Raw genomic sequence first — 21,611 nt, 5'->3', positions numbered from 1 at the left:
CAAGCTCATAGTTAGTGAGGAGAAATAAATATCGTTGGGTTGGTGAACAATATCGTGTCCCCCAACCTATCGGTGCATTGAATAAAGTGAATCATCGGGTTTACCTGACATTGCCCAACGGTATGAAAACCAATCGATTCTATCGTATCTCAACGATGAAACGACATTGTCGTTTGCTTAATCTCTTCGGCAATATGACGGAGACAGCGGGCGGCACTGACACTGACGCCGGATAATTGATGAAATCCGTGGATCACACCAAAATAACGTTCACAATATGCCTCGACGCCGGCATTGAGCAACTGTTTATAACATTGCTCTCCTTCATCTCTTAATGGGTCAAATTCTGCGGTGATGATATGGGTTGGTGGCAGCCCTTTAAAATCGGCACACGCAAGTGGGTGAAGCTCCGGGTTTTGAGCAATCGCCGCTTTGTCCATATCACCCGTGTACATTGAAAATCCCGAAAGCAGCATATTTGCGGTAATGATGTAGTCGGTGCCGTTTTCAACATAGCTCATCGATGTCCCGAAGGGATCCAGCATCGGATAGATCAAAATTTGCTTGTCAGGAAGCCAGTTCTGGGTTTGTTTTAAACGCAAAGATGTCGTCAGTGCTAATTGGCCACCGGCACTATCGCCGACGAAGACTATCTTGCTTGTGTCTCCACCATACTGATTGCCGAACGCCTTTATCGCCAGTACGGCATCGTAGACATCATCGTGCGCAGCCGGATAACAATGCTCCGGCGCTAAACGATACTGAATACAGATAACAAGACTGTTCGATAAACTTGCTATCTGTCTTAGTTGCTGCTCATGCGTTTGAAATCCCCCGCTGATGAAACAGCCACCATGAAAATAAATCGTAATGGGTAATCCTGTTGCACCGTTGGGTTTGTATACTTTTAAGGGAACCCCGTTTAATTCATCAATGAACTCTTCATACATCTCCGGGCTGGGCCCCGATAAATATGTACTCGCGAGATACCCCGCTCTTCGGCTATCAAGATCAAACGTCGAAGGGCATGGTTTTCCTGCAACGATAAAGTCTTCGACCAACGCTTTAATGCCCGGCTCTAATTGATTCAACACTGAAACCACCTGTGAACTATCCAATTATTTTCCATCATTATGCGCCATTCATGTATATACGAACAGTAAAAATCTGAATTGGCTATTGGATATTCTTTGTTGAAGCGTCACAAACCGTCTCAAAAAAGGAAACTCATGACATTGTTTTAATTCTCAGTAATACATACGATGCCATCAAACATATACCCATTCTATTAAACTTCGACTGTATTATTATCATGATGAATCCCCTATTTAAAGCAACACTATTTTTATTTACATCAATCACGCTTGCCGGATGTAATTCCGGTTCTTCTAATCTTTCCTCATTAAATGCATTCAATCTTACGGATATAAACAATTCTGCAACTGAGGTGAAGTCCATTATATTTACCTGGACACCAGCATTCGATAATTCAGGTGTGACATATAAAATATGTAAAAAAGATATTTTTCAGGAGAATAATTGTAACGCCCTCACTTCCGTGACTGACAGACTTTCTGCAACCATATCTTTTAATAGTTTATTTGACATCCTGCCGCATGACTATTTCATTTTGGCAACCTCGGGACAGAAAACTCAGGCATCAAATGAGATGGATATCCCCCACGATACAATCACCAGAATGATTACATTTTTTAAAGCCTCCAACCCCGGTAAAAACGACAATTTTGGTCAAGCTATCGCACTCAGTGCCGACGGCAACACATTAGCTGTTGGCGCTTATCGTGAAAGTAACGGGGCGACCGGGGTGATCACCGATGGCTCAGAAACTACCGATACCCTTCAACAAATAAGTTCAGGGGCTGTTTATTTGTTTAGCAACAGTTCCGGTAGCTGGCAACAAACTGCCTATGTCAAACCATCCAACACCGATGAAGGCGACTGGTTTAGCTACTATAGTATTTCACTCAGCAGTGACGGCAGTATGCTCGCCGTTGGTGCTTTGTATGAAGATAACGCGGCAACCGGGGTGATTACCGACGGCTCAGAAATCACCGACTCCGGTACAGCAGCGAATTCAGGGGCTGTTTATTTGTTTAGCAACAGTTCCGGCAGTTGGCAACAAGTGGCTTATGTCAAAGCGTCCAATACCGGCGCCGGTGATGACTTTGGCAGTAGTGTCTCGCTCAGTGGAGACGGAAACATGCTCGCTGTCGGGGCCTCGGCAGAAAGCAATAGTGCAACGGGGGTGATTACCAATGGCTCGGAAGTCACCGACTCCGGCACAACAACTGAGTCAGGTGCAGTCTATCTGTTTAGCAACATCGCCAATAACTGGACGCAGATCGCCTATATCAAAGCCTCTAATCCCGGAGAAAGCGATGGTTTTGGTGATCCTGTCAAACTCAACCATGATGGCAGTGTACTGGCTGTCGGGGCTCCGGGAGAAGATAATGGTGCAACAGGGGTGATTACCGACGGCTCGGAAATCACGGATACCGGCACAGCAAATCAGTCAGGTGCAGTTTATCTGTTCAGCAACCGTTCCGGTCAATGGAAACAGACTGCTTATGTGAAAGCGTCGAATACCAGTGCTGAGGATAAATTTGGTTTGAATATTGCCCTCAGTGGCGATGGGAAAACTCTGGCCGTCGCAGCGCCAGGTGAAATCGGTTCAGCATCCGGGGTGATTACCGATGGTTCAGAAATCACGGACACCGCCACCGAAGGCTACAAGGGTGCTGTCTATCTGTTTCGTCACAATTCAGATCAGTGGAGACAGATCGCCTATATCAAGCCCTCTTTTATCGTGGATAGTTACTTTTCCAATAACAGCATTGCACTTAGCAATGATGGTAGCACCCTTGCGGTTAGCGCCCCACAGGACAACACCGGTTTAACCGGCGTGATCACTGACGGCTCAGAAACTCTGGGTTCTGGTGTGACAGGCGACGCGTATCACTCTGGTGCAGTTTATCTGTTTAGCAACCGTTCCGGTCATTGGGAAAAGACAGCCTTTGTCAAGGCATCCAACCGCAGTTCATTTTTTGGCAGCAGTGTTGCTCTGAATGAAGATGGTAGAATTTTGGCTGTCGGCACGGCATTGGAAAACAGTGACCTAACCGGGGTCATCACGGATGGCTCAGAAATGACCGCACCCGAGGGATCAGGCACTGGCGCAGTTTTCCTCTATTAATTTCATCATTTTTAATATTGAAAGTCAGCAGATAACGCCTGCTGACTTTTCATTTTCATGACTGATGGTTTGCTTGCACAACGTCACCTTCGTGTAAACCATCTCTGAACGTATTGCATCCATCCTCAGTATTTTCTGAGGAGAGACCAAGTTGGTATGACTGCATCTGACCTGCTCTCCTTAATCTAATTTTTCTATACCTTCTCATAAGTGTCACACTGATTATCTGATTCATTCTTTATTCATAATGATATTAATAATTTGTTTTTATTTCTTAACAGATACCAAAAAAGCATAGATAAGCTGAATATATCAACATTGAATTGTTGAAAAAACGAACAACCTCTCTAGTTTTTGTAGTAGACCATATATGCACCAAGATGCATTATTAGTGGTGCCAATGTGATGTTAATGCTCAAAACACATAATGGAGTGATTATGAATGTTTTAACAAAAGGTAAGCTAGCATTGGGAATCATAGTCGTATTTTTTTCCTCGCCAATTTTTGCGTTGCCATGTTCGGACTGTGCCAATGGGTTTGAACGTGGCCCGGTTCCTCGAATGGATCAGTTAGAAGCCAGCCGGGGACCTTATTCGGTCAACACTATCAATGTTTCCAGACTCGCCAGAGGATTTGGTGGAGGAACGATTCATTACTCAACGGAATCGGGAGGACAGCAAGGAATTATTGCGGTAGTTCCGGGCTATGTTTCATTTGAAAGTAGTATTCAATGGTGGGGATCGCGTCTGGCATCCTGGGGCTTTACCGTAATTACCATAGATACGAATACAATTTATGATCAACCTGATAACCGGGCAAATCAGCTCAGTGCGGCAATCGACTATGTGATTGATAAGAATAATGACCGAAGCTCTCCGATATATGGATTAGTGGATCCAAACCGAGTGGGTGTCATTGGATGGTCTATGGGTGGTGGTGGAGCCCTCAAACTGGCAACAGACAGAAAGATTGATGCAGTGATCCCTCAAGCACCTTGGTATGTCGGATTAAGCCGTTTTTCCAGTATTACTTCACCGACCATGATCATTGCATGTCAAGCCGATGCTGTAGCACCAGTGGGTATACATGCTTCCCGATTTTATAATCAAATCCCGGAAACCACGCCAAAAGCATTTTTTGAAATTGCCTTAGGCAGTCATTTTTGTGCGAATACCGGCTACCCTAACGAAGATATTTTAGGGCGCAATGGTGTTGCATGGATGAAGCGCTTTATTGATAAAGATAAACGCTATAATCAATTTTTATGCGGACAAAATTTTGACCGCAGTTACAGAGTGAGTGAATATCGAGATAACTGCGATTACAACTAGTAGTGTATATAACTCATTGTAAATAGATGATTATTTAAAGTCAGAACACGTATGTTCTGACTTTTTTATGCGCTGAATAAGCAGAATTTTACGCCCTGCCGTTTTTGAACATTTGGTAAAAACTTCAACCATGCATGTCGATGTTTCATTTGACGGGACCACTCTAAGGAAACGAAACTTACAGACAACCTTCTGACTAATTCATCTTATTCAGCTCCTGTAAAGATTTACTTTAATTTCGTCATTGAAGATACCCTCACTCCATGACGAAATAATTTTTCTTGAATCAAGCCATTTGACTAATTCCCGATTCTCGGGAGTATTTTGTAGTCTCGGGGAATAATATCCAGTATTTATTTCGGAAAAAGGTTCCGGAAGATTAGCCAAAACGTAACGCACTTCGTCATCCTCCATTAGTTCGTGATACTTGTTAAAGAGTGAAATTTGCGTATCTATAGGTTGAGAGTGTATGACCAGAGATTGAACAATATTTCCATTAAGGTTGGACATCTTAGAGTCCGTGCTGTTAATAATAGGGCCGACAAGGGCGGCTCGCTCTGGAAGGTTCACGAGTGCATCCAGATCCATCAATTTTATTACCCCCAGCTTAGCTACGTTATCAATTTCAGATTGAAGAAGCGCTTCCAGGAAGTCATCGTCGAGTTCAAAGTTGTCTGGATTAGCCAAGTATATGTTGATATTGGCCACTACGAATCGTACCTGTAAATCCCTGCTGTCAGAGAGCGCTTCCAAACTCTCCCTAGTGAATGTAATTTTTCCTTCATCTATAAGAATTCGAAGCTTTGTTAACTCGAACTCTGTAGGAAACTCTTTGAAATGCTTGGGTAAAGCACGCACATACTCTGTATAACTGACATCAGACAACGAACCCGCATGAAGTATCAGCTGACGCAACTTCAATGAATCAGAATCGCTGGGTATTGGATGCTTCAGGATAGTTGAACGGACAACATCTCGATCAAGGTACCCAACCAAACTCTCCGCTTCAAAACCTTCACTTTCCATAAAAGCAAGACAATTCAACCAAGTTGGTTCGATCATGCATAGCTTAAACAGCATTTCATACAATCTTTCAGGAACATCCTCTAAAGATGGGAGCTGTATTGTCTGCCGCTCAAGAAATGTTCTCAGATCATCTTGCTCAAGCTCATCGTGGCAAATGACAGCCAGAATAGTGGAAGCATCCTCTTCTGAATTCTCTTGAATTACCAAAAGAATATCACGTAAATAGCGGTCAAAATCGCGTTCAACTCTCTGCAATAAAATTGGGCTATGCATCGATCGTATGGTCGTGAAATTCTTCTTATGTAGCGGCTCAAGATCGCTCTCTCCCTCAAATGCCTGATAAATATATTCCATATTTGCAAGCGTGAGTTCGAAAAGTCCCCGCTCGAACATGACGTTTACGACTTCATGATGTCCTTTTATTGCGGTCAGATCTTTAACTTCAAAACCAAGGCAAACAAGTCGTTCTGACGCCAAGCCAGGTACATTCAGCAGAATCTCAGGAAGGTTTTCCGCAACAAACGTCGGAAATTCTGCAAACTCCATTGCAAGCTTTTTGAGTAAATTTTCCGGTAAGTTCGAAACTATCTGGATAACGTGAGAAATATTATTGCCGCTGGCGATGGCCGTTGGAACAAAATCATCCCAACTATTAGCCAGCCCCGAAAGTAAACCCGCAACATTTTGGCCACTGCTGTAATAAGCATCGAAAAAGTTTTCACAGCTTTCGAATTCTGACGAAAGAAATTTAAAGAGCTTTTTCGTTTGCTCAAAGTAAAGCGTCCGGTCACTCAGAAGATTATCGACAAGTTTGACGTTTAAGACATAGCTTTGTCGAAAATCCTCATCTCGCATAGCGGCGATAACCTCTTTGGGATTATCGATCGGGAAACCTGGTTCAGGCGTGGTAAATGCCCGTATTTGAATCAAAAACTTATTGTCATTAGGAGACATACGGCCAGAGTGGAAGAGCGACGTGTATTGATAATAGGTATCGTCGATATGACCTTCTAGGATAAGAAAACGGGCAAGCTCTCCGTTTTCTCCAAAATTCTCAAAAAGATCCCGTATGCGGTCAGTATTCACTCGTAATAACTCGTTCAACTTTGTTGTACGAAGTGTTGAGAGTTTAACTCTTAGATCTCGTATTTGGCTTAAGATCTTGTTTTTATTATCAGTTGTCTTGTTTTCGAGCTCTTCCTTGCGCTGCTGGTAGGATTTTTGAGAATCTATCTCTTTTTGCCATTGGGACACATTGACTTGGCTCGAATGACCTCTTCTGCCTGAGTAGTAGTTTAATTGAGACGCTTCTATCAATTGCTCAAACTCATCATGGCTAACAAGATTTTTAAGTGAAATCCAACCGTGATTTAATCTAACACTGGCAGTATCCTCTGGAAGCTTCTCAATTAGTGCCATAGCATAAATTTGCCGTAATTCTTTCAGGTCTGATGGCGTCTGCCGCTCAGCGGCTTCAAGCTGCGCTTCAAGTTCCGAGATCTCCGCTTTATACGCTGCCCCACTCTGTTCGATCAGTTCATCCTGGTGGCTCAATATTTTGGCAAGCATACCCTCACCACGGTGTAGCTGCTCAAAATCCCTTGGGTAAACATTTTTATAGATCAGAATTGCGAGGAGTTTGTTGGGGTCGAGCAGATTCTCTTCATCTTTTTCTAAATTAGCAACATAAACGGCATACTCATTAAAAATATTCTGAATTAACCGCAGATCGTTCAGGTATCTCGATACCTCTCTCAGGAATTGCGGTTCAAGGCGCTCATCGAGTTTAAGTCTTTTTCCCTGAGCTAATACCATATCGATTGAATTCGATGTGTTGATAATCGGAATGACAGGGATAATAAATTCGAAAAACTTAGTGCGATCCGTATTCACAAACATATCGTCACGCAGAGCATAAAGAAATCTTATAGTACGCTTTACTCCTGCATTCTCGTTTACCAAGCTATTAATTTCACGCAGTGTGACGAAAATATCAGCGTCATTAAATCGGTCTAAGTCCTCTATAATGACCAGATCGTAATTGGTTGATTGAAAGAAGTAGACTATTTCGTCCAGGTGACGGTTTAGTATGGAAGTCTGATCCTCATGTGCTGGCTTTATCTCTACGCTCTTCAACGAAATACTCTTGAGTGATAAGCCAAAACTGGCAACATACAAGTGATGTAGTATCACCCAAAAGAATATGACCGCGAACCCAAAAATCCCTAAATTAAGCCAATTACTGAGGGTCAGAGGTTCGAAAAAAGTGCCGCTGATAATTTTTTCTCGCTGATGAAATACAAACCAAAGCGAGACAATGCCAAGCATCATATAAAAAGATTTCAAAATCGACCAAACGCCGGGCGACTGAATTCTTTTGAACCGTGATAATGGCAGCTTATTAGCGTCTGCACCATAGAGCATTTGCTGAAGAATGCTTCTTTCAATCTCTTGACGGCTCACCTTTCTCTCATCTGCTTCATCATCTACGTCAATTTCAGGAACAAACGCAGCGAGAGAGATATGAAGCGCAGGCCGCCGATACTTTTTCAAGAAGGATTGAATGATGCTGCTCTTACCTGAACCATAAGGGCCAGTCAGAGCAATATTGGAGACTTTCTCATTGTTTGTCGCAAATAGAATCGCTTCGGAATATACGCCATCTTTGTCTGCTTCATCAGTAGGCGCAAGGTCTACGAATTTTGATTGGCTGCTGGCAGAGTTATCTTTGCTTTCGAGCCATAACGCAATACTATTCATGCTGTTGGCAAGCCAACGAGTTAGGGAAATGATGGTCTTTGTCATACGATGCTTAACTTTTTAAAACTTCTTTAATTAATGGCAATGTTGCTTCTAGAAAAACTAATTCTGCTAGCGGGTTGAACTTAATGAATGGGAAAGCAATTATGTTTTCAATCTCTGTTATTATAAATACAGTCTAATACAGACTAAAAAAACTCAGTAGCGATTATTGATTTCTAACAACTTTGGCTAAAAAGGACAAGCAATAAGTTCAAGTTCCGTCGGTGACCAATTCGAGAAAGTATTTGTACTGAGGGCTTTTGCATCATATCTATGGCATAACTTCGTCGATACTTAATTACGCATAACATCTTATTTATGGAAAAGGAAGCTGAAAGCCTGATTCCGGCAACCCTATATAATCCTCTGCCCCAGTCCTACCTGTTATTAGCATCGACGGTGTAAAATTTCCAAATTGACTACGACGTACAATCCAATCCAGACCATCGAATATCTGCTGTACATCTGAATAATTAACAAACGAATCATGGTCGTAGGTTAATAGATCATCGATAGAAATTTATTGTTCACCAGATAGGTTCATTGTTTACGCGCTTATCAGGACACACACCTTAAAGTGCGTCATATTTCGGTGCCGGAGGCTACAACAAGACAAACCACTAAAACCGAACTCCGTCGCATTTCCCTAGACAACGCCACTAAAACCATGACAAACAGTGTTTTTTGCCGCTCGCTTCTTTTATCCTATGAGCCATTCAATCCACACCGACCGAATACCGCTTTATGAAAACATCTCTCGACCATTCTGCGCGATACGCTGGAAGATTATCTTCAGGGTAAAACGGCGAGTAAAAGCGAGTTTCGTATTGTGAAAATCATTCTGTTCGGCAGCCATGCCAAAGGCACTTGGGTCAACGATCCGGTCAATGGCTATATCAGCGATTATGATATTCTGGTGATTGTGAATAAAGCCGCACTGGTTGAAGAAGATGTCGTCTGGCAACGGGCCAAAGAGCAGATCGACCGTAAAGTCACTTCGGCACCGCTGGGATTGATTGTCCATGATTTGCAGGAAGTGAACGAGCGGCTACAGCAAGGGCATTATTTCTTCAAAGATATCCGCGAAGAAGGGATTGAACTGTTTGCCGCCACCCCAAAACCGCTGGCAGAGCCGGGGGATTTAACCGAAGCAGAGCAACGGGAGATCGCTCGTAAGCATTATGAACAGTGGTTTACGAGTGCCAACGAATTCTTTATGTGTTTTGAACTCATGACTGCGAATCATCATCTGAAGACTGCGGCGTTTCAGCTTCATCAAGTCACTGAAAAACTCTTTGCCTGTACCCTACTGACCTGCACCAATTATTTACCCAAATCCCACAATATCGAAAAACTGGGGAAACTCTGTGCTCAAATCGATACCGAGTTCGCTGCAATTTTCCCGCTCGACAACAAATTCCACCGCCGCTGCTTCCGCCGTCTGCAACGCGCCTATATTGAAGCTCGTTATTCGGAGCATTATGAGATCACCGAGGAAGAATTGGCATATCTGGAAACAGAAGTGCAGCGGTTGAAAGGATTGGTGGAACAGGTTTGTTTGAAAAGAATAATTCACTAACTTGAATATGTAATAGATAACAGGAGCGTCTTGAATAGTAAGTCTTAGTTTGGAGAAGGGGATAAAAGAGCTTGTCGAAGGTTTTATCAAGGCAGGATGCCCTTCCGTCAGGAATCAGTCTATTGCTGAGCGGCGACAAGGCTACTTGGACAGTGTCTCTCTTGCAGGGGAAAGCGAGCCTGTATATCAAGTAAGAGAGGTAGAGATTGATGGTTCAACGCTACGCATCTATAAACCATCGGCTGAAGAAAAACTACCAGTAACGATATATTTTCATGGTGGTTGTTTTGTTAGTGGTGGGTTCGATACCCATGATCAACAACTTAGAAAACTGGCTAATGTTTCTGGTGCAATTGTCATAGCAGTAAAGTACCGATTAGCGCCTGAGTATACTTATCCAGCAGCACACGATGACGCATATAACTCAACTTTGATTATACGTGACCACTGTGCTGAGTGGGGTGGTGACCCACATAATATAAGTCTTGTTGGAGATAGCGCAGGAGATCACTTATGTCTCGTAACATCTTTACGATTAAAAGAAAATTCTGACTGGCAACCAACATAGTCGCTCAATTGTTATTTTACATTTTATAACTAATTGATTATTTTCAATAAAGAACTTAACAACCATCTTGTCTATATCTGCAGCAACGACAGTTCATCCCGCTTGATGCCCTGATTCAACGAGATGGGAATATGTGATTCGGATATGCGAAAAGAGCGATTCTCTCCGCATATCCGTTGATATTGCGTGGTGTTGCGAGGGGGAAGTGTCAATACACGATATGATGGATGCGGTTCAACAGCCGCTACAATGTTCAATACGCTTTAAGGTTGAACTGAATCCATTCCTTTGATCTTATAGGAACCCGGTGACAAATTCCGGGAAAGTCAAAATCGTTGCTAACACAATCAGTTGCATGATGATAAAAGGCCATACTGATTTAAAAATATCCGTCAGTTCGATTCCCTTCGGCGCGACACTTTTCAGATAAAAAGCGGCCGGGCCAAATGGCGGACTCAGGAAAGACACTTGCATATTCACACAGAACAAAACACCAAACCAAATCGGGTCAAAGCCTAGGCTCGTTATAATGGGAACAAAGATAGGCATGGTTAACATTGCAACCCCAATCCAATCTAAGAACATCCCTAAGACCAGTAATACCCCCATCATGATCAAAATAATAAAAATCGGGGGTGCATCCAGCCCCATGAACATATCAGCAATATATTTATCTCCTCCCATGAGGTTATAAACGCCAATAATCATCGTTGCACCGATACCAACCCAGATAATCATCCCGACAGTTTTCATCGTGTGTGTCAACGACTCAACAATGATGTTTTTATTCAGCTCTTTGCGATGCCATGCAGCAAGTATTACACCGACGACACCAACACAGGCAGATTCGGTTACTGAAGCGATACCGCCATAGATACTACCTAGAATCCATCCGGCAATCGCTAATGGAATCGCAATATCGACCAGAATTTTCTTTTTATCTTCCTTGGTTAAATTTTCAAGTTCAGACTGATCAATCGCAGGACCATAGCCCGGATTTAATTTACATAACACGTAAATATACAGCATGTACAAGCCGGAAAGGAGCAGCGCTGCAGGAACCGAAGCAAGGAAAAGATCACCGATGGAAACATTGGCAGTCATGCCATAAATAATTAATACGATGCTCGGCGGGACCATTGTTCCTAATGCACCGCCGGCAACGACCGAACCAATCGCCAGATTCTTGTTATAACCGAGTCGTAGCATCTGTGGTAATGCGAGCATGCCAAGTAACACAGTTTCGCCACCAATGATTCCGGACATGGAAGCTAAAAGCACCGCGACAACCATGCTTTGCAACGCTACGCCACCATTTATTCTGCCGGCCATCACTCGCATTGCATTATATAAATCGCGAGCGATACCAGTTTTGTCAAGCATGGTTGCCATCAATACGAACATTGGAACAGCAACAAACGTATATGATGAAGTAAAATCGGTAACCCGAGAAGCAACCATTTGCATGATTGTTGTTGTATCAAACCATAATACAGAAGATGCAAGTGCCACAAACCCGGTTAAAAAGCCTAATGGCATCCCAATAAACAAGAGAAAAATCATCGCGATGAAGATAAAAGCTGTCCCCATCCCTATGCCAACCGCACCAAACCCCAGAGCACTAAGCATTGTTTCCTCCTTGTTTTAATAACGATTTCTCATCGTCTTCACAATGTACTTCAATAATTTCATCGTTTTTTTTGAGAATATGCCGAGTGATATGAAGAATGCACAAAATAAGCATAGCGACACATGTTAATAAGAAAAAACCTTTATTCAGTGCAGGGAACGGTGTGTCTAACACAGTACCTGATGTTTGCATCTTAAAAGTACCAAATGGTGAGACAAAGGCATCTCGAGCAGAACAAAAAGCACCATAAGTAAGCATTAAAATAAAAATAATCATAAATATTTCAACGAGTAGTTCCATGTACCATTGAACTTTTTTGCTAAATATTTGTTTTATAAATTCCATGCGGATATGCTTATTATCTGCATAACAGGCAACACCACCATAAAGTAACGATAAACTAATAATAAATGTCGTTGTTTCATGAACCCAAGTTGTTGGACTATCAAAAGCATATCGCATGACAACTTCGAAAAAACTGATTACCACTACACAGAAAAATATAATTGAAAGCCAGTCACCCAAACGAATAAATATCGAGTCAATCTTTGCTATTACATCATTTTTCATGATAAATCCCTCACTCAGCCTGACAATTAAATACATTGTCAGGCTAAGGTTTCACCGCTAACTTATAACATTCCTTGACTATCTAAGAAATTAAGTAGTGTATCGTAATACATTTTACCTAATTTGGATTCGTCTGCGATTTCCTTCCAAATCTCTTTTGCATAAGATCGGACTTTATCTCTTTCTTCAGCACTCCAATTGACTGGCGTTACACCTTGCTTAATCGCTTCTTTATAAGCAATTTGGTCTTCATAGTGAGCCTGAAGGAGAGACTCCAATGCCATTCCTTTAAAGTGCTCAATCAGAAACGCTTGATCATTTTTAGAGAGTGCATTCCACTTGTTCAGATTCATAATCGTATGAACGGCTGGGGATGAGTGAATCCCAGGATAAATAGGAAATTTAGCGATAGCATGAACACCTTGTTTTTGGTTATTTGCGAAGGTTGAGAAATCTGCCGCGTCAATAATTCCTTTTTCTAACGCGGTATAAATTTCGGAGCCTGGCAAACCAACCGGTGCAGCGCCCATTCGTGCAAATAGCTTTTGAATCGGTCCGGAAGGCGCTCTAATTTTCACACCTTTGAAGTCTTCAACTTTTTCTATTTTTACTTTTGCAGGTAAAGATTCGGCCCCGGTAACGGAAACACCAATTAATTTTGCACCATATGCCTGGAATATTTTATCGACAACTTCGAAACCACCACCGTAATAGTAAAATTTCAGGATATCTTCATCACTATTCCATGCGGAAATCGTATCACCAATGAGGCCAAATCCTGGATCTTCCCCCGAATACATCGCTGCCGTAGCAACTGCACCATCAATAATTTTATTTCTTACGCCGGTTAACATATCCGAAGATTTCAAAACGGAATTTAAAGGAAGTAAATCAATGGTGATGCGACCATTTGATGCTGCTGCCGCACTATCGGCCCATTTTTTTTGAATCGTGTAGACTTGTTCTCCTGTGAAATTTGAACTTTGAAACTTCAGATGGACGCCTTCAGCTAATGCTGAGCCAGCAATAACCAGAGAAGCCGTAGCAATAATGAGTTTTTTTAGTTTCATATGGGTAGACCTTTTGTTTATTGTTAGTCGTTTAGTTATTGTTAGTAATGTGTTTATTGTGATGAATGAATGATGTGTAGAGCTTTTGTTTTTATTAATCATTCATATGGGTAAGCGGTTTAAACCGCCGCGAGCATACCACCGTCGACAAACAGCAAATGTCCATTCACGAAATCTGATGCCGGAGCTGATAAATAAACAGCCGCCCCGATCAGTTCATCGGGATTTCCCCAACGATTTGCTGGCGTACGTTTACATAACCAAGACGTGAATTCTTCGTTGTCGACTAATGGTTTAGTCAATTCAGTAATAAAATAGCCGGGTGCAATACCGTTAACCTGAATGTTATGTCTTGCCAGTTCAACACACCCTCCCCGAATTAACATTTTTACCGCTCCCTTAGATGCAGCGTAAGGCGTAATTGTGTCTCGTCCGAGTTCACTTTGCATCGAACCAATATTGATAATTTTGCCTCGTTGCCGTTTAACCATATATTTCCCAACGGCCTGCATCATCAGGAAAACCGCTTTTTGGTTGACGTTAATCACATCATCCCAGTCGTTTTCAGGAAACTCTAAAAATGGATGACGACGTTGAATTCCCGCGTTATTGATTAATATATCAATTTCACCGATATCTTGTTCAATTTGTCTGACTGCTTTTTCAATTTCAGTCTTATTTGTTACGTCAAACGCAATGCCGGTTGCCTTTAACCCTTGATTGACGAATTCATTCGCTGCTTTTTCAGCGCGTTCCTGAGTAATATCGTTAATAATAATTTCAGCACCATACTCCGCTAAACCACGCGCTAACAAATTGCCAATCCCTTGAGCCGAACCTGTAATGAGTGCTTTTTTCCCTGTTAAATCGAATAAGTTCTTCATATTAATCCTCAAATGATAATTGAATTTTCATTGCCTTAGACTTATCTGCCGCCAGATCCAGTGCCTCAATAATGTCTGTGAAGGAGAACACTTTAGTGAGTAGGGGCAATGGATTAATTTTTCCTGTTTCTAACCACTTGACTGCGGTTTCAAACTCAGAAATGAATCGGAATGAACCTTTGACATTGATTTCTTTTGCAAGACATTTGGTTAATGGAAAATCAACCATTCCAGGTCTCATCCCTACAAGAACAAGAGCACCTGCCGCTTTAGTCATATCAATGCATGAGTGGAATGCTGGTACTGCACCTGATGCTTCAAATGAAACATCAAAATAACCTTTCTCTTTGATATACAGATCCGGAACCGTATCCATGGGTGAAAAAGTAGAAGTTGCCCCCATTGCCGTTGCGATATCCCGACACCTTTCGGATAAATCGGACCCGACAACCTCACTCGCTCCCGCGGCCTGACAAGCCGCAATAATAAGGCTACCGATAGGCCCACATCCTGTAACCAGCACCTTTTTGCCGACGACACCTCCGGATTGATTGACGGCATGAATGGCGACGGCAAGAGGTTCAGCAAAAGCCATAATATCTTGCGACTTGTTCTCATCATAAGGGACGATTTGGTCCTTTCTGACTTTCACATACTCGGCGAAACCGCCATCAACATGAGGAGTTCGCATAGCACTACCGAAGAATTCCATCTCCAAACACTGATTAGACCGACCTGACTTACAGTACTCACATGCGCCACATGGTTTACTCGGGTTAACTGCTACAGTTTCATTGGATGGATATAAACGGCCGATAACTTCATGTCCAAGCGTCATAGGATGCTGTAAAGAAAAATCACCGATACCACCATGCTGGTAATAATGGATATCGGATCCGCAGATCCCACCTCGTGTAATTTTTACCAGGCATTCATTTTCATCAGCCTCGATGGACGTATTCTCAATACTGACTTGATGCTTCCCGGAAACTTTTATCGCTTTAATTTCCATGCTCATTCCTATTATTTCGTTTTCAATGTTGATTTGGCAACCGCTTGCCATGCTATATTTAGATCGGTTATATTTAAAGCAGATGATTAAAAAAATGTGAGACAAAGCAAAATGAAAGATAAAAATATAATTTTTGTAATGGGTGTTTCAGGTTGTGGTAAAAGTAGTGTTGGAACCCTAATATCTAAAGAAAAATCATATAGATATGAAGATGCGGACAATTTTCATCCAATTGAAAATGTGGAAAAAATGAGAAGTGGAATACCGCTCACCGATTCAGACAGAAAACCATGGCTGCACTCATTGAACCAAATGGCAACAATATGCAACAAAGAAAAGAAAGGCCTAGTTGTTGCCTGCTCTTGCCTTAAGCCTGAATATAGAATGTTGCTGCAAGAAGGGATTCAAGAAAATGTTCTGTTTATCTATCTGAAAGGGTCATTTGAGGTCATCAGTGAACGAATGAAAAAACGAGCAGCCCATTATTTCTCTGGCGATGAAATGCTAAGAAGTCAGTTCCAAACCTTAATTGAACCGCGTCCTACTGAATCCATTGATTATGTTGAAATCGACATAGATTCAAGAAATTTAGAAGAAGTTGTTGATATTGCTTTAAAAGCAATTAATGGGGTTAATTATGCTGAATGAAGCGATTGAACATTTGACACAAACAATAGAAAAGCGCTCGGAAGTATCCAGAAAAGCCTATTTAACAAAAATTAAAGCATTAAAAAGTGAACATATGAGCATTGATGCTATTGAACCCAGTAATGCTGCTCATGTGCTGGCTGCAATTGACACTGATCGCAGAGTCATCATGAGATCAAAATCAACCTTCAAACTTGGGATTATCAGTTCTTATAATGAAATGGTATCAGCCCATGCACCGTATGTTCATTACCCTGAGTTGATCAAGAAAATTGCGTCCCGGCTGGGGCACAGTGCTTCATTTATCGGCGGTGTTCCTGCGATTTGTGATGGCGTTGTTCAGGGCTATAAAGGCATGGAACTATCGCTTATCAGCAGAGATATCATCGCGATGGCGACAGCCATTCCATTAACATGCTCGACGGCTGATCGGGCTATATTATTAGGCACATGTGATAAAATCGTCCCGGGAATGCTTATCGGTGCCTTATCACGCGGTTATTTGCCATCATATTTTATCCCTTCCGGGACAATGCCCACAGGAATCAGCAATTCAGAAAAATCTTCAGCCCGGCAAAAATTTCACCTCGGAGACATGGATTCGTCACAACTTTTAGACACTGAATGTCAATGTTATCACGGTGAAGGAACCTGTACGTTCTATGGGACAGCCAATACGAACCAGGTGATGCTTGAAGCATTGGGTATTCAGCCGATAGATTCGGGATTATCGAGTGTTTGCAACGACAAATCTGCGGTGATGGAAGAAGTGATACAAGCGATCTTGTCCACTGAAGCACCGGCTTTATATGAACTGATAACCGTAAAATCAATCATAAACGCCTGTGTGGTCTGGCTGGCAACCGGCGGCTCGACAAATCACACATTACATCTGGTCGCGATTGCTCGTTCCGCCGGGATTATGCTTTGCTGGGAAGACATGAACGCATTGTCTTCCGTTGTTCCCCAACTGGCAAAAATTTACCCGAATGGCGAAGCGGATGTGAATCAGTTTCATCAGGCTGGTGGCGTTTCTGCAGTGATGCATGAACTCTTAGGTGCCGGGCTTCTTCATGGGGATGTGAAATGCTTCGACAACCGTACGATAGCCGAGCAAATACATAGGAAAACAACTGGTATCAGTAACAATTCGATTATCCGCACAATAAAAGAACCTTTCAGCGCAACAGGTGGTATCAAGCTTCTGCAAGGAAACATTGGTCAGGGAATCATGAAAGTTTCCGCTGTTGCGCCATCAAAGAGAAAAGTAACCGCAAAAGCCAGAGTGTTTGAAAGCCAGCAAGCTGTCTACAACGCTTATAAAAATAATGAATTATGGTGTGACTGCGTAATCATTTTGAAAAATCAAGGCCCTGTTGCAAATGGAATGCCTGAACTGCACAAACTCATGCCGTTATTAGGTAACGTTTTAGATAAAGGATATCAGGTCGCACTTTTAACGGATGGCCGCTTATCTGGCGCTTCAGGAAAAGTCCCAGCGGTTGTTCATATTACTCCTGAAGCAAAAAAAGGTGGCCCAATAACCGAAATTAAAGACGGGGACGTCATAGAAGTTGATGGAGAAAAAGGAATCATCCATAACCTGAAATTTAGCCCGACACTATCATTGACTCACTCTCTAACACACGAGGATGACCATGATTTATTTGATGTTATACGCATTTCATTAGATCACGCGAATAGTGGTGCCATGAGTAAAATAGTACAATGATAAAAATACCGAGTCATCGGATGCATCATAAAAGAGTACACACAATGAACAAACGAACAACAATTGCCGATGTCGCTGCTTATTTGGGTATTAATAAATCGACTGTATCCAGAGCGCTAAACAATCCAAACCGGGTATCAACTGAGCTCAAAGAACGGATTGAGGTTGCATGTAAAGAGCTGAATTACATACCAAACATAGCAGCAAAAACACTGGCTTCATCTTCGAGTAAATCAATTGTTTTAGTCGTACCCAGTTTTACCAACTCGGTCTTCGCAGAGATTATTAGCGTCGTCAAAGCAGAATGTGATGAACTCGGATACAACCTGCTGATTGGTGATGCGACCTATACAAAGTTTGGGGAAGAAAAAGTGGTTGAAAACTTCTTATCCAGAAATGTTGATGGTTTTATTTTAAGTGAAACAGAACACACTTTAGATACCAAAAGGATGATTGATACAGCGAATCTTCCAACGGTTGAAATTATGGATAGCATTGAAAAACCGAATTTCAATGCTAATTTTGGTGTGAACCAAATTGAGGCTGCCTCTTGTTTAACAGAGTATTTAATCTCCAAAGGGCGTAAAAATATTGCATTTTGCTCAACGTGGTTGGATAGACGGGCCATGTTAAGAAAATTAGCATGGGAAACCACTTTGGAAAAACACGGGATGGAATCCCATCGCTTTTTTCAGACGAAAGAAACAACATCATTTCATAATGGTGAGAACGCGATATCAGCAATTTTAAGTCAATGGCCTGAAACCGACGCTGTATTTTTTGTCAATGACGATATGGCGGCCGGAGCAATCATGCAATGCCAGCGTTTTGATATTAAAGTGGGTAAAGATCTCGATATTGTTGGCTTCAATGACCTTGATTTTGCTGGTGTCATCAATCCCAGACTGACGACGATCAGAACACCACGGACTAAAATGGCAAAACTCGCCGTCAAGACGTTGGTTGATATCATTGAAGGCAAACAGGTTACCAGTCTATCGAAGGAACTCCCTTTTGAGTTAATGATTCGTGAAAGCGCGTAATATCTAATCACTTCAGATAGGGGTCTGACAGTTGCCTATTTTTTAAACCGGGACTGTCAGATTAAATCTGGGGCTCGTTTTTCTGCCACTCATATTCATTTCCCGTTTTCTAATAGTCCTGCAGATATAATCTGCCATACCTATGCGACTAACCTATTCTGAATGGGTCTGACATTACCACTATGCTAAAGCTAGTCTTTTTACGCTGGATATAGTTGATTTACTTAATAAAGATATAATTTACTGAGTAGCAATAGTGATGCGTGGTATGACGATGGATAGGCTGAATAGGATAACGTGCAATACAACAGCTCACGAGTTCTACAAAAACCAAAAATAAAGCGATGAGGGTCATCCAGCATACAAATGTGCTGACAGCGTTTATTGACTGTAGCACCTCGCAAGTATTTAGGCTTTTGCTCATTAGCTGATTTTCTCAATCAAGTGAGTCTCCAACAAACCCAGAGCAATTCATACTTGTTTTTACATTTACATTACGACATTATATGCAACAATGTTATAACAACTAGTTTATTAATGAGTTAACTGTCACTCACCCGTTGCTCAGGAAGAATCAATATGACTGAATCGGAATTAAATAAGAGCAAACCCACAGAGATTGGCGACATCGCAATTATCGCTACCATTCAGCAATATAAATCCCATTTAAGCCAACACCATTTTGGACAAAATTATCTAAGTAGTGGAAAATCATTTTTATTTGATACATCAACCAACGTTGAGTTTAATCACAATACATGTACTGCGCTTCCCGATCCGAGTTTTTTTGAGAATTTATATCAATCAGAATCCCCCATAGATAAGCATCTCAGACGCTATCTCGAAACAATCTGGCAACTATTTGAATCAGCTGGACTTACAAGATCTTTTTTCAAAAAAAACTATGGAAAAAATGTTGTATTCTACACCAGCCTTGAACCAAACTTTGCGGCAGATACACACTTAAGTTATTCCAATCTCAGTAATTCTAAAGAATATAAGACTCTTTATAAAAATCTAAAACATCATGTCTCCCAATTGTTCGATTTACCTTCTTCTTGCTTTTTAAACGAATGCTCTCTGCCTACATCTATTAATTCATCCTATCAGTTATATCGATACCTACTAGAAGGAAATACCCAGATTGCTATCGTACTTGGAGTATCCATACCTCAAGAATCCGATAAACTAAAATCAAATATACACGTTCCCGGTGCTTCTCCTTGGGCCGTTATGCTAAGCAAATTACCCGAAGATCATAAAACCAATGAAACACCTGTCTTAGCTATTATGCCATCTGACTCATTTAGGAACGGTAAATCAGATGCTTCTCTTACTTATTTAAAACCCTACTCTACGAGACAAATACCTCAACAAACAAACACAACTTGGGAAGCACCAGAACTTATTGTTTTGTCAGCCAATACCCCTCAAGCCCTACAGCTTAGAGCTTCTCTGCTATTGAGTCATATCATGAATAACATGTCTATCGTGGAGAGCAATGACTCTAGTTCGACTTTCATCAAAACTGAGAACACTATTTCCCTACAAAATTTGGCTTATACTTTACAATGTGGTCGAGAGGCCATGAGTTATAGATTAGCTATGGTTGTCAATAACTTAGATGAGTTACTTCTCGGGATTGCACAATTTCTCGTCAGCGAAGGAGAAACAACCACCTCAGTACAAACTGTCTTGAATATGAATCAATCTCAAGTACCGGTTAATCTTTATCGTGGCTACCCAAACAGCAATAATCAGTTTCAGACTCTTCTGTCCGGCAGTAGCGGCGAAACTATGATTAAGGCATTAATACAAGAAGGAGACCTAAACAGTCTTGCTCTATATTGGACAAAAGGAGGTGATATTTTATGGAGAGAAATAAAAAGAGAGATAACTCCGAATAAAATTCACCTGCCCGTTTATCCTTTTTATATACCATCCACATGTACACATCCAAATGCTGAACATGCCCCCTTGTCGTCCAAGATAACAATCGATTCTGTCGAAGCTGACTTGACTACTATCTGGCAGCAACTTCTAGGCAGACCCCAAATCGGAAGACACCAGAATTTTTTTGAAGTGGGAGGGGACTCTCAATTGGGGATGCATATGCTCTCCATGATACGTAACACTATGAATGCAGATCTGCCGCTCAACAGCCTCTATGAAACGCAAACGATCGCGAAGATGAGTGAAAAGATTGTTCTCGTTCTGGCGCGCTCATCATCGAATCACTCTCAAGAACACGAATATGAAGAAGGCATTATTGTCTAATATTTTTCGAAATTAAGGGAACTCTAAATGTTAAATCAACCACCCCCACTTAAAGGGATTCGAGTTATTGATTACAGCCACTTTCTTGCTGGCCCTTATGTTTCTCGCTGTTTAGCTGCTTTAGGCGCGGAAGTCATTAAGGTTGAACGTCCTAAAGCGGGAGATGCGGGAAGGAACCATCCGTATTTTATTAAGGGGCATAGTGGATATTTTCTACAACAGAA

The 21,611-nt window shown here is 41.8% G+C and carries 16 protein-coding genes; 9 read left to right on the top strand and 7 right to left on the bottom strand.

The annotated features are described in order from the left end of the window. Positions 1 to 149: 149 nt before the first annotated feature. Complete coding sequence (locus AC55NX_RS08570) at positions 150 to 1,094, bottom strand: alpha/beta hydrolase (protein ID WP_496995345.1); 945 nt, start codon at positions 1,092 to 1,094, stop codon at positions 150 to 152. 218 nt (positions 1,095 to 1,312) lie between these two features. Here AC55NX_RS08570 and AC55NX_RS08565 point away from each other — a divergent pair, with 218 nt between their 5' ends. Then, positions 1,313 to 3,214: an FG-GAP repeat protein gene (locus AC55NX_RS08565; RefSeq protein ID WP_496995344.1), complete on the top strand. Its 1,902-nt coding sequence runs from the start codon at positions 1,313 to 1,315 to the stop codon at positions 3,212 to 3,214. A 438-nt stretch (positions 3,215 to 3,652) separates the two neighbouring features. Continuing rightward, a complete protein-coding gene (locus AC55NX_RS08560) occupies positions 3,653 to 4,546 on the top strand; it encodes an alpha/beta hydrolase family protein (RefSeq protein ID WP_139344129.1) in 894 nt (297 codons plus the stop codon). A 210-nt stretch (positions 4,547 to 4,756) separates the two neighbouring features. Here AC55NX_RS08560 and AC55NX_RS08555 read toward each other — a convergent pair whose 3' ends face one another. Further along, complete coding sequence (locus AC55NX_RS08555; protein WP_496995343.1) at positions 4,757 to 8,377, bottom strand: YobI family P-loop NTPase; 3,621 nt, start codon at positions 8,375 to 8,377, stop codon at positions 4,757 to 4,759. A gap of 760 nt (positions 8,378 to 9,137) precedes the next feature. Between AC55NX_RS08555 and AC55NX_RS08550 the strand changes: the two genes are divergently transcribed. Continuing rightward, on the top strand, positions 9,138 to 9,953 hold the full coding sequence (locus AC55NX_RS08550; protein WP_496995453.1) for a HEPN domain-containing protein: 816 nt from the start codon (positions 9,138 to 9,140) through the stop codon (positions 9,951 to 9,953). Between the two features lie 49 nt (positions 9,954 to 10,002). Beyond that, on the top strand, positions 10,003 to 10,521 hold the full coding sequence (locus AC55NX_RS08545) for an alpha/beta hydrolase (protein WP_496995342.1): 519 nt from the start codon (positions 10,003 to 10,005) through the stop codon (positions 10,519 to 10,521). 294 nt (positions 10,522 to 10,815) lie between these two features. Here the strand turns inward: AC55NX_RS08545 and AC55NX_RS08540 are convergent, their stop codons facing one another. The 5 genes from AC55NX_RS08540 to idnD all read right to left on the bottom strand — a co-directional run bounded on the left by AC55NX_RS08540 (position 10,816) and on the right by idnD (position 15,687). Continuing rightward, the gene (locus tag AC55NX_RS08540; RefSeq protein WP_496995341.1) at positions 10,816 to 12,150 is read right to left on the bottom strand and encodes a TRAP transporter large permease; all 1,335 of its coding nucleotides are present in this window, start codon (positions 12,148 to 12,150) and stop codon (positions 10,816 to 10,818) included. Further along, the gene (locus tag AC55NX_RS08535) at positions 12,143 to 12,721 is read right to left on the bottom strand and encodes a TRAP transporter small permease subunit (protein ID WP_496995340.1); all 579 of its coding nucleotides are present in this window, start codon (positions 12,719 to 12,721) and stop codon (positions 12,143 to 12,145) included. Before AC55NX_RS08535 ends, AC55NX_RS08540 begins: the two co-directional genes overlap by 8 nt. 62 nt (positions 12,722 to 12,783) lie before the next feature. Continuing rightward, positions 12,784 to 13,791 (bottom strand): TRAP transporter substrate-binding protein, encoded by a 1,008-nt coding sequence (locus tag AC55NX_RS08530; protein WP_496995339.1) that lies wholly within the window; start codon positions 13,789 to 13,791, stop codon positions 12,784 to 12,786. Between the two features lie 119 nt (positions 13,792 to 13,910). Beyond that, positions 13,911 to 14,675, bottom strand: coding sequence for a gluconate 5-dehydrogenase (gene idnO, locus AC55NX_RS08525; protein WP_496995338.1), 765 nt, complete (start codon positions 14,673 to 14,675; stop codon positions 13,911 to 13,913). A gap of 1 nt (position 14,676) precedes the next feature. Continuing rightward, complete coding sequence (gene idnD, locus AC55NX_RS08520; RefSeq protein ID WP_496995337.1) at positions 14,677 to 15,687, bottom strand: L-idonate 5-dehydrogenase; 1,011 nt, start codon at positions 15,685 to 15,687, stop codon at positions 14,677 to 14,679. 111 nt (positions 15,688 to 15,798) lie between these two features. Here idnD and AC55NX_RS08515 point away from each other — a divergent pair, with 111 nt between their 5' ends. The 5 genes from AC55NX_RS08515 to AC55NX_RS08495 form a co-directional block, all read left to right on the top strand. Then, complete coding sequence (locus tag AC55NX_RS08515) at positions 15,799 to 16,335, top strand: gluconokinase (RefSeq protein ID WP_496995336.1); 537 nt, start codon at positions 15,799 to 15,801, stop codon at positions 16,333 to 16,335. Then, positions 16,325 to 18,067 carry a dihydroxy-acid dehydratase domain-containing protein gene (locus tag AC55NX_RS08510; RefSeq protein WP_496995335.1) on the top strand — a complete coding sequence of 581 codons (1,743 nt, stop codon included), beginning with the start codon at positions 16,325 to 16,327 and terminating at the stop codon, positions 18,065 to 18,067. The genes AC55NX_RS08515 and AC55NX_RS08510 overlap by 11 nt, the downstream gene beginning before the upstream one ends. Before the next feature lie 44 nt (positions 18,068 to 18,111). Further along, positions 18,112 to 19,110: a LacI family DNA-binding transcriptional regulator gene (locus AC55NX_RS08505; RefSeq protein ID WP_496995334.1), complete on the top strand. Its 999-nt coding sequence runs from the start codon at positions 18,112 to 18,114 to the stop codon at positions 19,108 to 19,110. A 579-nt stretch (positions 19,111 to 19,689) separates the two neighbouring features. Further along, on the top strand, positions 19,690 to 21,387 hold the full coding sequence (locus AC55NX_RS08500) for a KS-MAT linker domain-containing protein (protein ID WP_496995333.1): 1,698 nt from the start codon (positions 19,690 to 19,692) through the stop codon (positions 21,385 to 21,387). A gap of 27 nt (positions 21,388 to 21,414) precedes the next feature. Then, on the top strand, positions 21,415 to 21,611 hold a 197-nt coding region (locus AC55NX_RS08495; protein WP_496995332.1), incomplete at its 3' end, for a CoA transferase.

The sequence above is a fragment of the Vibrio rubrogenes genome (assembly GCF_059641415.1).
The sequence above is the reverse complement of the archived record's forward strand: the minus strand, read 5'-3'. Positions and strand labels throughout refer to the sequence as shown.

What these genes read in the sequence shown, in the direction of transcription:
- AC55NX_RS08565 (WP_496995344.1), top strand. Translation starts at nt 1,313, where the DNA reads ATGATGAATCCCCTATTTAAAGCAACACTATTTTTATTTACATCAATC.
- AC55NX_RS08560 (WP_139344129.1), top strand. Translation starts at nt 3,653, where the DNA reads ATGAATGTTTTAACAAAAGGTAAGCTAGCATTGGGAATCATAGTCGTA.
- AC55NX_RS08555 (WP_496995343.1), bottom strand. Translation starts at nt 8,377, where the DNA reads ATGACAAAGACCATCATTTCCCTAACTCGTTGGCTTGCCAACAGCATG.
- AC55NX_RS08540 (WP_496995341.1), bottom strand. Translation starts at nt 12,150, where the DNA reads ATGCTTAGTGCTCTGGGGTTTGGTGCGGTTGGCATAGGGATGGGGACA.
- AC55NX_RS08535 (WP_496995340.1), bottom strand. Translation starts at nt 12,721, where the DNA reads ATGAAAAATGATGTAATAGCAAAGATTGACTCGATATTTATTCGTTTG.
- AC55NX_RS08530 (WP_496995339.1), bottom strand. Translation starts at nt 13,791, where the DNA reads ATGAAACTAAAAAAACTCATTATTGCTACGGCTTCTCTGGTTATTGCT.
- idnO (WP_496995338.1), bottom strand. Translation starts at nt 14,675, where the DNA reads ATGAAGAACTTATTCGATTTAACAGGGAAAAAAGCACTCATTACAGGT.
- idnD (WP_496995337.1), bottom strand. Translation starts at nt 15,687, where the DNA reads ATGGAAATTAAAGCGATAAAAGTTTCCGGGAAGCATCAAGTCAGTATT.
- AC55NX_RS08515 (WP_496995336.1), top strand. Translation starts at nt 15,799, where the DNA reads ATGAAAGATAAAAATATAATTTTTGTAATGGGTGTTTCAGGTTGTGGT.
- AC55NX_RS08510 (WP_496995335.1), top strand. Translation starts at nt 16,325, where the DNA reads ATGCTGAATGAAGCGATTGAACATTTGACACAAACAATAGAAAAGCGC.
- AC55NX_RS08505 (WP_496995334.1), top strand. Translation starts at nt 18,112, where the DNA reads ATGAACAAACGAACAACAATTGCCGATGTCGCTGCTTATTTGGGTATT.
- AC55NX_RS08500 (WP_496995333.1), top strand. Translation starts at nt 19,690, where the DNA reads ATGACTGAATCGGAATTAAATAAGAGCAAACCCACAGAGATTGGCGAC.